Below are 14,293 nucleotides of genomic sequence, written 5' to 3' on the forward strand. Positions count from 1 at the left end.
GGAGATAAATAAACCTATAATGAAAAAAGCCCAAATCTTATTTTTTGTTATTTTTTTCCTGTCTCTACCCTTAATTAAAATAGGTTATGCAGATACAGTTGCTGCACCTGATTTCACATTAGGAGATATGAATGGTCAAGATTTTACTCTTTCTGATTTTAAAGGTAAACAGAAGGTGCTTCTTTTCTTCTGGGCAACATGGTGTTTTCATTGTCGCCAGGCCTTAAAAGAAATAAATCAGAAAAAATCAGATTATAAGATAGTAACTATCAATATCGGCGAACCTAAAGACAGGGTTAAGGAATTTCTTGCGAAAAACAACTATGATGTTTACACATTGCTTGATGAGAAGAATAAAGTGGCCTTTTCTTATTTTATCTTTGCAGTACCGACCTTTGTTTTAATTGATAAAGATCTTACAATCGAGTATATGGATCATGTCTTTCCACCCGATTTAGATTAGGGCTAGGTTCATAATTTATTAGCGCAAATGAAAAAAGCCAAGTTAGATTTTTATCCTAAGTGTTCAGCTTCTGCTATTGGAAGTCTTCCCTTTATCAGCCCCCAAGAGGCAGTCGAGGCTGTGTTTGGCGCTGGTCTTGAGATTCCTTTTTGGCCTCAATTGCCAAAAAGAGACTTCCGAGAAGGTATGCTATTTCAATTTATCGAGAATTTAAGTTTTTTGAATATAAAAGATAAATCAATCGTACTTAGTGATGGTTATAACCGCAACCTGGAGCATGTTTTTGAAGCGATAATAAAGAAAGACTTAGATTTTTTTTCTATTAGTAATGAGTATGCAGCAGGCTTAGTTGAGTTTCTAGATTATCTAAAAAAGAAAAATCCGGATGTTGAATTTATCAAGGGTCAGATCACCGGTCCATTTACCCTTGCCTCGCAGATTAAGGCCCCAGATGGCAACAGCCTGCTTTTTGATGCACAACTCTTGGATGCCGTAGTTTCAGGGCTGGCAATGAAGGCAGCCTGGCAGATAAGGGAATTTAAGCGGCTGAAAAGACGTGGCATCATTTTTATTGATGAGCCCTATCTTGCCTGTTTTGGTTCAGGTTTTACTCCTGTTAACCGCAAGGATGTGGTTGAAATTATAAACCGTCTTATCCAGACCATAGAAGAGCCAGAGTGTCTAATCGGCTTGCACTGTTGCTCTAATACAGACTGGTCACTTCTATTAGAGACAGATATTGATATTATAAGTTTTGATGCCTTTTCTTATTTTGAGCGCTTTAGTCTTTATCCTAGAGAGCTAAAAGACTTCTTAGGAAAGGGCGGCGCAATTGCCTGGGGTATTGTTCCGACATCGGAATTTAACTCTAATATTAGCAGCGAGGATCTAGTTGCTAAATTCGAAGAAGGCCTGACTAGTTTAGAAGCTAAGGGATTGGATAAGAAGGAGCTTATCAACAGCTCACTTATTACTCCCAGTTGCGGTATGGGTTCATTATCTGGCGGAGATTGCGAGTTAATATTGAAGCTACTTTGTCAAACCTCAAGGCGTCTGAAGGAGAGATTTTCTCTTTCTTAATCAGCCTTGATGCCTTCCTATTCTGGACTAAATCGTTCTAAATTAATTAATGTTTACCTCTAAGTTGGTCGTCAAAATGGCAAAAAATAGCATAGAAAGTAAATGAGAAGAGAAGAACAGCAGTTAAGGCAAGAGATCATCAAAATAGGCAAAAGGCTGTATGATTTGCGTCTGGTGGTAGCTAAGGGCGGTAACTTAAGCGCAAGCCTGGGTAGTGATTTAATTTTAATAACCGCAAGCGGCTGCTGTCTAGGCCAACTTAAAGAAAAGGATATTTTGAAGGTTAACCTTACTCAGGCTCGAAGTATCGAGGATAAGGCCTTGACTACAGAATTTTCTTTGCATAGTTTAATTTATAAAAATTTTAAATTTAAAACAGTAATCCATTGTCATCCACCTTTAATTAATGCCTATTATTCAGTTAATGATAGCTTAGAGAATATAACCTTTGAGAGTAAATTGTTTTTAGGTAAAGTGCCTCAAGTCAAACAGGCTACGCCTAATATAAGCCAGCCTCAAGATGTAATTGAGGTATTAAGGCTTAGCAATATCGTGGTTATTAAAAATCACGGAGTTGTTTGTATGCATGAGAGTTTTGATGAGGCATTTTATCTGATTGAAGAATTAGAAGAGGCTGTGAGAACAGCCGCAGTTGCTAGACTTTTTAAAAAAGAGAATTTGAATCTTCTCAACCAGCAGCTTAAACAGACATTATCACCCCCTAAGTCAAAATCTAGGTATGATATGTTTACTAGAGAGCACATAGAGGCAATCCTAGATCTAGTAAAGAATGACGAATTTATCTTAAAGAAAGGTAAGGAGCTGGATTTGACCTTAGGGCTTGCTATGAAGGTTGAAGGAGAAGATGAAGTCTATAAATTTCATTTTGAACAGGGCAAGGTCAAGGGCCTAGAGTTTGATGATAATACACCTTTTGTAATCTCAGCACCACAAGAGGTCTGGAGATTGATATTTCAAGGCCAACTCGATCCCTTTGTTGCAATTACGCAAGGCAAGATGAGGTTAAAGGGTGGCTTAGGCAGGCTTTCGCGCTGGTATGAACCTTTGAGTCGTCTGTTTGAATTATTTAAAGCGATAAGCCTTAAATAATAGTTTTTTTCTTGACAAAAGAGGCAGGCACCCCTATATTAATAACATTGTGCTAAGTTTAGTGCCCGTCTGATTTTTATCTTAACCCATAGAGAGATATAATGAAAGAAATACGTATTCATGCCCGTGCCGGCCAAGGTGCAATAACTACTGCCACAATCCTAGGTCATGCCTATTTTGCTGAAGGCAAATTTCCCTATGCATTTCCTCATTTTGGTGCTGCAAGGATGGGGGCGCCGATGAATGCCTTTGTGCGCGTAGATGAAAAGAAGGTACGCTTGCGCTCTCAGGTTTATGAGCCAGACTTTTTAATTATTGCAGATGCTACTTTAATGCGCGGATTTAATTGTTTTACAGGATTTAAGCCCGGCGGTATAGCCGTCATTAATGAGCAAGAAAAATACGAGATTAAAGAGATAAAGGATGATCAGAAGGTCTTCTTTGTGCCGGCAAACAATATTGCCAGGGAGACTATAGGAAGGCCTATTGTCAATACTACACTTTTAGGAGCCTTTGCTGCTGCCTCGGGTGAATTTAAATTAGAGTCTTTAATTGAAGCAATAAATAAACGTTTTAGCGACAAGTTAGCCGAAGTAAATATTGCTGCTGCCAAAAAAGGTTTTGAATACATAAAGAACAATTCCTGAATTGCAACTACTATTTTAGGTAAGGAGAATTGATGTTTGGTCCAAGAGTAAGTAAAGCTGGCTCAGGCCTAAGGCATAAGACAGGTGCTTGGCGCACAGAAAAAAAACCGAAATTTCTCAAAAAAAATTGTATTGCCTGCAGGATGTGTGTGATGATTTGTCCTGAAGGCTGTATTACAGGTAAGGAAAAGAATACTTTTATTTGTGATTATAATTATTGCAAGGGTTGCGGAAACTGCGTAGCAATCTGTCCTAAGAAAGACATTATTATGGTTAAGGAGGCGGAGAAACTCTGATGAGGCAGTTCCTGGAGGGTTCACAGGCAGTCGCTGAAAGCGTAAAATTGTGCAGACCAGGTGTTATATCTGCATATCCGATTACACCCCAGACACATATTGTCGAAGGCTTAGCGCAGATGGTTGCTGACGGAGATTTAAAAGCCCAATTTATTAATGTCGAGAGCGAACATTCAGCGGCTAGTTTAGTTTTAGGTGCCAGCGCTACAGGTGCACGAGCCTTTACTGCGACTAGCTCTCAAGGTCTGCTTTTGATGGCTGAGGTATTGTTTAACATTGCTGGTATGCGTCTACCTTTAGTATTGACTTGTGCTAACCGTTCAGTGTCTGCGCCTATAAATATTTGGAATGACCACCAGGATGCAGTAACTGTGCGTGACAGCGGTTGGATTCAGTTCTGGGCAGAGGATATACAGGATGTTATAGATCTACATATCCAGGCATACCGATTGAGTGAGGATAGCCGCGTTTATTTGCCAGTTATGGTGAATATGGATGGTTACATTTTAACCCATGGCCTTGAGGTTGCAGATCTACCCAGCCAGAAAGATGTGGATAAATTCCTGCCCGCTTATAATCCGTCCTATAAATTAGATGTAGAGAATCCTATGACCTTAGGATTTTTGGCTACTCCTGATTATTATATGGAGACACGTTTTGCCATTGCTAAAACACTCTCAGATACCTTAGAGATAATCCCGGAAATTGCCAAAGGATTTAAGAAGGTATTTGGCAGAGAAAGCGGTGGATTACTGCAGGCCTACAGATGTGAAGATGCTGAGGTAGTTCTTGTGGCCAAGGGTTCACTAATAGGCACGATTAAAGATACTGTTGATGATTTAAGAGCCGAAGGTAAAAAAGTAGGCGTCCTAAAACTGATTACCTACCGGCCTTTTCCAGCTAAGGCTATTTGTGATTGCCTGGCTAAAATTCCCAATATAGGCGTAGTTGAAAAATCTATTTCTCTGGGAGCAACCGGGCCATTGTATGCAGATATAACCTCAGTTCTTCCTAAAGAAACCAAACGCAATATTGGCGGTTTTGTTATTGGATTGGGTGGTAGAGATATTAAAAAGCGCGATATACGAGAGATTTTCGATAGATTAATCGAAAGTCCAAATCCCTGTCAGTTTATCGGCATAAAGGGAGATTTACTAAAGGAAGATTCTAAGAATGAGTAAAGCCTTATTTACTTCAGGACATTCTGCTTGTGCTGGATGCGGCCAGGCAATAGCAGCGCGTTTAGTTGTTGAGGCCACAGGTGAGAATACTATTATTGCTAATAATACAGGATGTCTGGAAGTATTCTCCACTGCTTATCCCCAGAGCTGCTGGAATGTTCCTTGGATACATTCTCTATTCGAGAATGCTGCTGCAGTCTCCAGCGGCATTGAGGCAGCATTAATATATTTAGGCAAAAAAGAAGGCACGACTGTAATCAGCCAGGCCGGAGACGGAGGAACAGCAGATATCGGCCTGCAGGCACTTTCAGGTATGTGGGAGAGAGGCCATGATATCTTAAGTATCTGCTATGACAATGAGGCCTACATGAACACCGGTATACAACGCAGTGGCCTGACACCATTTGATAGTAATACTACAACCAGCCCTCCAGGTAAAGAGTCCTTTGGCAATCCTAAACCAAAAAAGAACGTCTTAGAAATTGCTGTTGCTCATGGAATTCCTTATGTCGCTACTGCCTCTATAGGATACCCTGCAGATTTGACTCGTAAGATTAAGAAGGCAAAAACTATAACTGGACCTAAATATATTCAGATTCATGTGCCTTGTCCTTTAGGTTGGCGTCATGAGCCAGGCGCGACATATGAAATCGCAAAACTTGCAGTTGAAACTGGCCTTTATCCTTTGGTTGAATTTGAGAATGGAAAATTGACTGGTAAAAAAAGGCTTACTGCCCCAAAGCCAGTAGAAGAATATATGAAGCTACAAGGCAGGTTTAAACATATATTAAAGTCTACTGATGAAACAGCCAAGGTTCAGGCAATTGCTAATGCCAATATCGAAAGATATCAATTAAAAGATTAGTCTCTTCCCGCCTATAAAACTTTTAACAAGGAGAACTTTTTATGCAGGATTTAAGTTTTTTTAATATTGAAATTTCGCCCTGGATACTTGCTCCTGTTATCTATTTTATCTGGGTCAGCTTGCTACTTATTCTTAAGAAGATAGCTTATGCTAGAATGCAGCAGTTAGCAGGCAGGACAGCTTCGGAGCTGGATGATGTATTTTTAAATGCACTCGATTTTCCGCTCCTGCTTTTGATATTTGTAAGTGGTGCAGTTATTGTGGAGAAGGTTGCGCCGCTTGCCTTAGAGCAAGAATTAACGCAAGGCTTTGTGATTGCATTTAAGGCCACAACCGTAGTTGCCATTGTCTTGTTTCTGGATAGACTTCTTAGAAATCTTATCCAGGCATATTCTTCAAAAATAAACATCTTGAAGACTTCCGGGGGTGTAGCCCAGACATTTGTCAGGATTATTGTTTTAGCGCTGGGCCTATTGATATTATTGGACAGCTTCGGTGTATCTATTACGCCTGTATTAGCTTCTCTAGGCATAGGTTCTTTGGCAGTAGCCTTGGCCTTACAGCCTACTTTAGAAAACTTCTTTTCGGGAATTCAAATCGTTATTGATAAATCTATTAAGGTAGGTCAGTTCATTAAACTTGACTCCGGAGAAGAAGGCTATGTGCAAAAAATCGGCTGGCGCTCTACTTGGGTGAGGATGCTTCCGAATAATATAGTGGTTATGCCGAATAAAACTCTAGTTAATTCCAAGATAGTTAATTATTATTACCCTGATCAGGAAATGGCTGTCCTAGTTCAAGTTGGCGTTCATTATGAATCAGATCTAAAGCACGTAGAAAAGGTAACGATGGAAGTTGGTGAGGAGATAATGAAGAAGGTCAAAGGCGGAGTGCCTGAGTTTAAACCATTCATCAGATATCACACATTTAATGATTTTAGCATAGATTTTACGGTTATATTGCGCTGCAAAGAATTTGTAGATAATTATCTTATAAAGCATGAATTCATAAAAAGGCTTCACGAACGCTACGCAAAAGAAGGTATAAATATACCTTATCCCATACGTGCAATCAATTACTCACAAGAGAAGGCACAGGGTCCTATCAAGAAATAATCACCTATATCCCTTAGAGCCAAGGTTATTGCCATGTTTAAGAATATTCTCATAATTGGGCACTCCAATATTGGTGACGTCTGTTATAATTTAACAGTGATTGCGCCATTGGAATCGGCATTCCCTGCGGCACGCATCAGTTTTCTGACTTCTTCTCGGGCAAGAGAGTTAGTTGAAAATTATCCCGGAATAGACAGGATTATTACTTTTGATAAACATACAGAGGATAAAGGTATAATTGGACGCCTGCGTTTAATAAAGATATTAAGAGGTGAGAGATTTGATCTTGCAGTTGTTCTTAAAAAGAGTCTTTTCTTTGTTTTTGCCCGCATTCCTTGCGTCTGGAGGCTGAAGAGAGAAGATGTTTATGATTCTTCAGGTGAGCGGTTGCATATAGTTTTAGGATATCTCAATCTTTTGCGTTCTCACGGCGTTTCAGTTAAAGATAAACCCGAATTTAATTTTAAATTTAGAAAGCAAGAATTAGATTTTGCCGATTCCTTTTTTAAAAAGAACGGAATAGGCAATACAGATACGCTGATAACAATATCACCTCTTTCAAATTGGTCTTTGAAATGTTGGCCCATCCAGAAGTGGAAGGAACTGATGAAAGCCTTGAGCAGTTTTAATAGAGTGAAAGTACTCATATTAGGTAAGGAGACTGATGATCCTTTCAGTAAAAAGGCAGCTAGAGAGATATCCGGCTTGGCTATTTCAGCTATTAATCAATGCAGTTTAAAGATGAGCATGGCACTTATAAGAATGAGCAAATTATTTATTTCTTCTGATTCGAGCTTACTTCATATTGCAAGTTGTATGAAGATTCCCTCTATCGGTGTTTATGGCCCTACTGCTACAGGTAGCTATTATCCTTTTTTTCATTCTCAGGAAGTAATAATCGCAAAAAGCCTGCCACCCTGTGCGCCTTGTCTTTCTACTAAAAGATTTGCTCAATGCAGGGCCAAGGATGCCCAGGCGCCGTGTATGCAGGCAATCAGTGTTGTTGAAGTATTAGAGACGGCCTTAGAAAAGCTTAACCTGCAAAAGTCTTGACAGTTTAAGGCTCTCTGATAGAATATCTTCTATTATTTTTTTAAGTCCTTACGGACAAAAGAATGGGGGGTTAAATGAAGATTGTTGTTGATGCTGAGACTTGTGTAGGTTGTGGCCTGTGCGAACAAAGTTGTCCGGATGTTTTTAAGATGGGAGATGATAATATTGCTCAGGTATTAAGGCATGAATGTTCAAGTTGCGATTTGAAAGAAGTTGCAAGTCAATGTCCGGTTGAAGCAATTAAGGTCGAGGATTAAGTCTTTAATACCTTAGGAGGGGATTGTTTTAACTGTTATTATTGTTGGATAAGCTTTTTAGAAGAGCTAAGATTAGTTTTAAGCTTAGCTCTTTGTTTTAATTCCTGCAAGAAATTATAAAAAGATTCTTGTTCTTTTTGCGCTATTAATCTATCGTGATATTCTTCCTTTTTAAATTTTTTCTCATCTGCACCTTTAAACTCAACTAATCTTATTACATAGCTTGCCTTGGGGCTGCTTGCAATGGCTAACCTTTTGGGACTATCGGCCAAAGAAAAAGCAGCCTTTGAAAATTCATCCGAAATACCTATGTTTTCCAGATAGCCTCCGTGTTTAAAAAATGGCGTCTGGAGCAAATCAAGATCAAGATCATTAATAAGCCGTTTAAATTCTAGCTTGGGATTTTCTTCTAATTTCTTCTCTAGGAGATCTTTAATTTCATAGGCCTTTTTTAGCGCGAGTTCTTTGCTCTGCCTTATTTTAAGGACATCCATAACCTTATCTTTTGCCTCTTGGAACTCAGGCAGATAGGGTTCTTTTATTTCGATTAATTCTGCTATATAGTAGCCTTGAGTTGTTTCGATGACCTCACTAATTTCTCCAGGTTTAAGACTAGAGATGGCATTAAGGAATTCCAGCGACCAACCAATATCTGGTATTGGTTGGTCAATACTGAATAGCCCAGTCTTATTATAAGACAGTGAATGTTCTTTACTTAGAGAGAGAAGATCGCTTTCTTTGGTTTGCTCTAATATTGAAAGCATGAGTTCACGTTTTTGTGTTTTCTTCTCTTGATTTTCTTCTTGATCAATAGTGATTCCGATATATTCGATGTTGATTTGAGACTGGGTGTAAAAATCGCCTTTATTTGTTTTAAAATAATTATTTGCCTCTGAATCACTAATATTTATTCCTTTCTTGAAGGCCTCATTATTAAACGTGACGTAGGCCACCTTAATTTCTTCATTCTCTTTTTTAAATTCACGCATTAAATCTGCATCATTTACAGTTACTTTTTTTGTCTTTTCTTTGAGTAATCCTTCGATTTCTAGAGACTCTCGAATATGGCGTTCAAAATCAGATGTCTTAATACGCAGGCCATAGAGTAGGACCTGTTGATATATCTCATTATTGAATTTTCCGTCTTTTTGAAAAAAGGGATATTCGGAAATTGTCTTTACTATATCTTCGTTTGAGACCTTTATTTTTTCCTTGCGGACCTCATGCAGTAATATTAGTCTTTCCCAGGTGCGCTCTTGCAGATTAAGCATTGGTTCAACCTGGGAGAAATTATCGCCAAAACGTATAAGCGCCTGAGTGCGCACAGCAATAAAGGCCTCGCGAAAATCATCAACAGAGATTTTCCTGCCGAAAATCTCACCTGCGTGAGAAGGGTTCATCTTATCACGAATGAGCGAGCCTGAACCCCAGAGCACGAAGGCCGGTACGATAATTACTGCCAGAAAAAGAAATATTTTCTTTGCAGTTTTTTTATGTCTTAATTGTTTTAACATAATTTAATCCTTCCCTCAATTAATCTCAAGAGCTAATCTTAACTAATCTTCATTTTTAAGTCAAGCTCTAATTGGCTCGCGGGCAAGATAATCTTTTTATTATTTTAAACTTATCTTTTAATGCAGGAGATTTATAATGATAATATGTGGAAAAGATATCCGGGTATTTAATGATAAGCCCTTTCATATCTTTTGTATTTATTAGAAGAGGGCTTGAATCCGGGATTGCGGCCTCAGAAAATCTCAATATTTTTTTATAATAATTATAAATCTGTGTATTCGGTAATGGGCATAAGAGGTAAAGTTGCAATTTTATTTTCATAGATTGCAGGTAGGCTATATACGTAATAGTATCCAGGAAATCATTTTTGCTTTCAAAAGGGAATCCGTAAATAAAACTTGTACGTACTTCTTTAAAGTATTTTTTTGAAAGTAGTAAAATTCTTGTTGCCTCTTCTATTGTGAATCTTTTTTTGATCTTTTTAAGTATAACATTTGAGCCAGATTCAATTCCGTAAGCAATTGCGCCGAAGTTATTCCTGGATAGATCTTTTATTATTTTTTCACTCATAAAGTTGATTCTTCCATAGCAGCGGAATTCTATTTTCCTTTTGAATCTCATCTGCCCAGAAAAACTCAAAAAATCATATAGCCTTGATTTATCTGATAAGAATGTGTCATCTCGAAGATATAATATCTTCGGGCAATTTTTCTGTTTGGATAGATATAAAATTTCGTCTTTAACTATGTTTAGGTTACGTTTTTCATGTTGCTTAAAATATTCTGGGATACAACAGAAACTACATCTAAAAGGACATCCCTGCCCAGTTAATATCATAATTTTCTTATAAGATTTAAGATTTATATTTTTGTATGCCTCAATAAAGCTATCAGACATAATGTGAGAATGCGTCCTTTTTGGGGTAAATATGACAGAGGGGCCTAATCTAAAGCCGATTCCTTTTACTGATAAGTAATTTTTGTTGTGTTTAATTACTTTTAATAATTCCGGTAAGGTTTCTGTACCATCGCCAATAACGATAATATCTATGCAAGGGAAATTATCTAGTATTTTTCCTGCCACTAGGCTTGGCCCAATGCCACCTAATATTATTATTTTTTCAGGGGTCTCTTTTTTTATAATCTGGACAATCTCTATAACATAAGGCAACATATACGAAAAACAGCTTATAGCGATAATATCCGCCGCATTTTTAAAAAAAGAAGCCATATCTTTCAGTGTGTGTTTTTTTCTTGGTTTAAAGAGTTGGTAATCGCGGAAGTCAACAGTAAAATTATTCTTTGAAAGGGATGCTATCAAGGAAAGACAGCCTAAGGGAAGACTGAGGTGTGCATCTATGCCGTCAATAAAATTTATTAATGTGATATCTTTATTACTCATATAATACCTATAATTTTAGCATAAGATCTTGCAATTAAAAGATAATTGTTGAAAGATAATAATCGTTATAACCTATTTTAATTACTACAGTTGCGCTCCCTAGATTATATCTGAGCGCCTGCCTTGATTCAAAAAGAGCTGATTAAAAAATTATTTAATATATTTATAAATGCGTTATAATATTGATGTTAATTAAGTTTTATCCCTTATCAATTTATGAAACTATTACCTAAAGAAAATAAACTGTCCCTAATAGCTATTTATTCTATTCTTTTTTTCCTGGCAGTCGGCTCTCTTTTTTATGGGTTTTTCGGACACAGGCTCATTGAAGCGATGTATAAGGGCGAGTCGATTGAATTCTTGAATAAAATCATTGTAGGTCAGGCCAGGCGGCCATTAGAGCATTATTTAAGGACAGCTAATCGGCTCTTCTTTTATTTTTTCTCTTTGTCAGCTTTGCTTATAGTATTTATTATGCTTTTTACCTTTGTTGTTAATTATCTAAAAGCACGCAGAAATAAGTTCCTAGCTGATATTTCGCTTGTTTGTCTTACGCTGCTTTTTCTATTTCTAACCTTAGAGGTTATAGTTAGGACATATTATTTTTTCCAGGGAGAACATAAATTTTATATGTTGGTGGAATCCTTTTATGATTCGAAACTTGGCTGGAAAGGCAAGCAGATCTTCGGAGATCCAGAAAGCGAAAAATATAAAATCTTTTTTATTGGGGATTCTTTTACCCATGGCTGTGTGCTTAGTGAAGAACATATGTATTATACAGTCCTTGCAGATAGTCTGGATGCTGAAATATTTGCCTATGGCGCAGGCGGATATGGTACTCTCCAGGAATACCTTATACTCGATAAATTCTTCGATGAGATTAAGCCTGATTTAGTTATGCTCCAGGTCTGTGATAATGATTTTGTTAATAATTCCTGGGAACTTGAAAGCAGGAGTTTTTATAACAACCATCTCATGATGCGACCTTATTTAAGAGAGGGAAAAATCGAGTATCGCTTTCCCAGGTCCCTGGGAAATATTAGGGTATTCCTTTGCCTTCATTCAAATCTTTTTTATCTATCATTCAACAGGATAGATAGAATTCTTGCAATTCTGGCCAAAAAAGGCTTACTGCATAGCGTTGAGGAAGATATCAGTAAAAAAGAATTGGATTTTGTTCCTTTTAAAAGAGCAGTCTTTACTACTAACAGCATAATAGCAAAGATGAAACAGAGAGTTGGTAATACTCCAATAGTTGCCTTTTCTGTTGATAATAGGCAACCTTATTTTAAACACTTTAGGAGAATCTTTAAGAAAAATAATATTGAATTTATTGAGGCTGTGCCGAAGTTAATAGGAGAAAGTGAGGAAAAGGGTCTTGGCTTAAGGCTAGAAGAGCCCAGTCCTTTTGCCGGACATTTTAACGGACTCGGCAATAGAATTTGCGCAGAGACCTTGATAAAGGCAATGGGAGACCTTGGGCTTATACGCAAGTAAGGCATTAGAAAATGCTCAATATTATTTAGTTGTCTCCTCAAAAAATGGTATAATAGAATCGAAAGCTTAAAATATCAATTTTAAAGAGTTGTTTTCTCCCCTGATAAAAAAATATAATTTATAGACACCTAGACCAAACGTGAAGCCTCATCTCATAAAGACCAAAGAAAAAGACAATTATATCCAGCAGCTTGAAGCAAAGCTCCTACCCCGCGGCCGTCCGCTTGCCGGGCAGATTGATGTTACATACCGCTGTAATCTAGCCTGCCAACATTGTTTTATTGTCCCTGAAGAAAACACTGAGGAACTTAAATTTAGCCAAATAATATCTATTATAGATCAGCTCTATGAGGCAGGCTGCCTTTTTCTTTACTTTAGCGGAGGAGAACCTTTTTTAAGAGAAGATTTTTTGGATATCTATACTTATGCCAGAAACAAAGGCTTTTTAGTCAGCATATTCACAAACGGTACTCTTATAAGCGAGGAGATTCTAGATTACTTAGTTAAACTTCCTCCCTATTCTATCGAGATTACATTAAACGGAATAACCCAAGATGTGTATGAACAAATAACCCAAGTTAAAGGTTCTTTTTCAAAAGTGATGAAGGCAATAGAGTTGATTAAAGATAAGAATCTGCCTCTTGTTCTTAAATGTAATGGCATGAAGATAAATTACGATCAGATTTTGAAGATAGAAGAGTTCTCACAAGATTTATTAGGCAAAAAATACTTCCGCTGTAACCTTTCACTTGATCCTGCAATGGATGGTTCAAAGAGGCCGTGTGCTCTTAGGCTTAGTCCTGAAGAGACATTAAATATAGTGCATTCTGATGAGGATATGTTTTCACTCTGCCGAGAAGAATTCCTGCATCACAAAGATAATTCACGCTTAAAAGATGGCTATCTATTTCCTTGCGGCTTGAGTTATTTTAATATTGACGCTTACGGTAAGATGAGACTTTGTTTATTTATCAGAGAGGCCTACAGCGACTTGAAGAAAGAAAAATTCTTAAGAGGCTTTGCAAGAATTTATGAAAATCTTTCCGGACTTAAATTCAAGACTAACAGCAAATGTCGAAATTGCAATATAAGTTATCTCTGTCGGCAGTGTCCGGGCAGGGCCTTAGCAGAGAATGTTGATATGGAGGCTCCGGTTGAGTTTTTCTGCGAACTTGCGCATAAAGAGGCGCAGAGGATGGAAGAGGTTTTAGTTAAAAAGTAAAAAATTTAAAGGGAGGTGAACAAATGCTTAAGTTAGATGAAGTTTATGTAAAAGAGCAAGATTCCTGGGTAAGCAGACATATTTTGGATGAGGTAGTGATTATGCCTTTATGTAGAAGCGCTGATGACATGCAGTATATCTATTCAATTTCCAATGAGACTGGTTCAAGGATTTGGCAGCTTCTGGATGGTGATAATTCGACCTGGGATATCCAGGAGACAATAAAGTCAGAGTATCAAGGTCAGTTCGAGGTAATAGAGCGAGAAGTGTTGGGATTCTTGAAAGATCTTTCTGAGGCAGGGCTTATTCGCAAGGCCAGAATTAAACCGAAAACCGAAAACCTAAACCCGAAACCCGAGATAAAAAAGAAACCCTACAAGAGCCCAGAGATTGCCAAGGTAAAGTTACAGCCTGAGCAGGCAGTCTTAAGTTGCTGTACAATCAACGGCGGTTATAAAGGAACCACTGTAAATAGATGCGCTGGTCTATGTCCAATTGATGCTTCATGCAACGCATTATCGGATCAATCCCGTGATGCGCTTGCCACTTAAATAGTGCAACTTGATTATACATGTCTATCCGCTGTAGGTA

Annotated in this window: 15 protein-coding genes; 13 read left to right on the forward strand and 2 right to left on the reverse strand. The window is 37.8% G+C overall.

Annotation, left to right across the window (positions count from 1 at the left end; translation table 11 throughout):
• Window positions 1-19: 19 nt before the first annotated feature.
• The 10 genes from KJ593_01225 to KJ593_01270 all read left to right on the forward strand — a co-directional run bounded on the left by KJ593_01225 (window position 20) and on the right by KJ593_01270 (window position 8,067).
• Window positions 20-463 carry a TlpA family protein disulfide reductase gene (locus KJ593_01225; protein ID MBU2540500.1) on the forward strand — a complete coding sequence of 148 codons (444 nt, stop codon included), beginning with the start codon at window positions 20-22 and terminating at the stop codon, window positions 461-463.
• Window positions 464-490: 27 nt separating this feature from the next.
• Entirely contained in the window at window positions 491-1,543 is a 1,053-nt protein-coding gene (locus KJ593_01230) for a hypothetical protein (GenBank protein ID MBU2540501.1), read from the forward strand.
• Between the two features lie 102 nt (window positions 1,544-1,645).
• The gene (locus tag KJ593_01235) at window positions 1,646-2,653 is read left to right on the forward strand and encodes a class II aldolase/adducin family protein (GenBank protein ID MBU2540502.1); all 1,008 of its coding nucleotides are present in this window, start codon (window positions 1,646-1,648) and stop codon (window positions 2,651-2,653) included.
• Window positions 2,654-2,754: 101 nt separating this feature from the next.
• Entirely contained in the window at window positions 2,755-3,300 is a 546-nt protein-coding gene (locus tag KJ593_01240) for a 2-oxoacid:acceptor oxidoreductase family protein (GenBank protein MBU2540503.1), read from the forward strand.
• Between the two features lie 32 nt (window positions 3,301-3,332).
• The gene (locus KJ593_01245; protein ID MBU2540504.1) at window positions 3,333-3,596 is read left to right on the forward strand and encodes a 4Fe-4S binding protein; all 264 of its coding nucleotides are present in this window, start codon (window positions 3,333-3,335) and stop codon (window positions 3,594-3,596) included.
• The gene (gene porA, locus KJ593_01250) at window positions 3,596-4,777 is read left to right on the forward strand and encodes a pyruvate ferredoxin oxidoreductase (GenBank protein ID MBU2540505.1); all 1,182 of its coding nucleotides are present in this window, start codon (window positions 3,596-3,598) and stop codon (window positions 4,775-4,777) included. The genes KJ593_01245 and porA overlap by 1 nt, the downstream gene beginning before the upstream one ends.
• Window positions 4,770-5,642 carry a pyruvate ferredoxin oxidoreductase gene (locus tag KJ593_01255; protein MBU2540506.1) on the forward strand — a complete coding sequence of 291 codons (873 nt, stop codon included), beginning with the start codon at window positions 4,770-4,772 and terminating at the stop codon, window positions 5,640-5,642. The genes porA and KJ593_01255 overlap by 8 nt, the downstream gene beginning before the upstream one ends.
• A gap of 41 nt (window positions 5,643-5,683) precedes the next feature.
• Window positions 5,684-6,757: a mechanosensitive ion channel family protein gene (locus KJ593_01260; protein ID MBU2540507.1), complete on the forward strand. Its 1,074-nt coding sequence runs from the start codon at window positions 5,684-5,686 to the stop codon at window positions 6,755-6,757.
• A gap of 33 nt (window positions 6,758-6,790) precedes the next feature.
• Window positions 6,791-7,810 carry a glycosyltransferase family 9 protein gene (locus KJ593_01265; protein ID MBU2540508.1) on the forward strand — a complete coding sequence of 340 codons (1,020 nt, stop codon included), beginning with the start codon at window positions 6,791-6,793 and terminating at the stop codon, window positions 7,808-7,810.
• A gap of 74 nt (window positions 7,811-7,884) precedes the next feature.
• Window positions 7,885-8,067, forward strand: a complete 183-nt coding sequence (locus KJ593_01270; protein ID MBU2540509.1) for a ferredoxin — start codon at window positions 7,885-7,887, stop codon at window positions 8,065-8,067.
• Between the two features lie 38 nt (window positions 8,068-8,105).
• Here KJ593_01270 and KJ593_01275 read toward each other — a convergent pair whose 3' ends face one another.
• Entirely contained in the window at window positions 8,106-9,581 is a 1,476-nt protein-coding gene (locus tag KJ593_01275; protein MBU2540510.1) for a SurA N-terminal domain-containing protein, read from the reverse strand.
• A gap of 67 nt (window positions 9,582-9,648) precedes the next feature.
• Window positions 9,649-10,983, reverse strand: a complete 1,335-nt coding sequence (locus tag KJ593_01280; GenBank protein ID MBU2540511.1) for a B12-binding domain-containing radical SAM protein — start codon at window positions 10,981-10,983, stop codon at window positions 9,649-9,651.
• 216 nt (window positions 10,984-11,199) lie between these two features.
• Here KJ593_01280 and KJ593_01285 point away from each other — a divergent pair, with 216 nt between their 5' ends.
• The 3 genes from KJ593_01285 to KJ593_01295 all read left to right on the forward strand — a co-directional run bounded on the left by KJ593_01285 (window position 11,200) and on the right by KJ593_01295 (window position 14,253).
• Window positions 11,200-12,480 carry an SGNH/GDSL hydrolase family protein gene (locus KJ593_01285; protein MBU2540512.1) on the forward strand — a complete coding sequence of 427 codons (1,281 nt, stop codon included), beginning with the start codon at window positions 11,200-11,202 and terminating at the stop codon, window positions 12,478-12,480.
• Between the two features lie 139 nt (window positions 12,481-12,619).
• Window positions 12,620-13,702 carry a radical SAM protein gene (locus KJ593_01290; protein MBU2540513.1) on the forward strand — a complete coding sequence of 361 codons (1,083 nt, stop codon included), beginning with the start codon at window positions 12,620-12,622 and terminating at the stop codon, window positions 13,700-13,702.
• A 23-nt stretch (window positions 13,703-13,725) separates the two neighbouring features.
• Window positions 13,726-14,253, forward strand: a complete 528-nt coding sequence (locus KJ593_01295) for a PqqD family protein (GenBank protein ID MBU2540514.1) — start codon at window positions 13,726-13,728, stop codon at window positions 14,251-14,253.
• Window positions 14,254-14,293: the final 40 nt, after the last annotated feature.

The organism is Candidatus Omnitrophota bacterium (genome assembly GCA_018830005.1).
Taxonomy (GTDB): Bacteria; Omnitrophota; Gorgyraeia; order JAHJTE01; family JAHJTE01; genus JAHJTE01.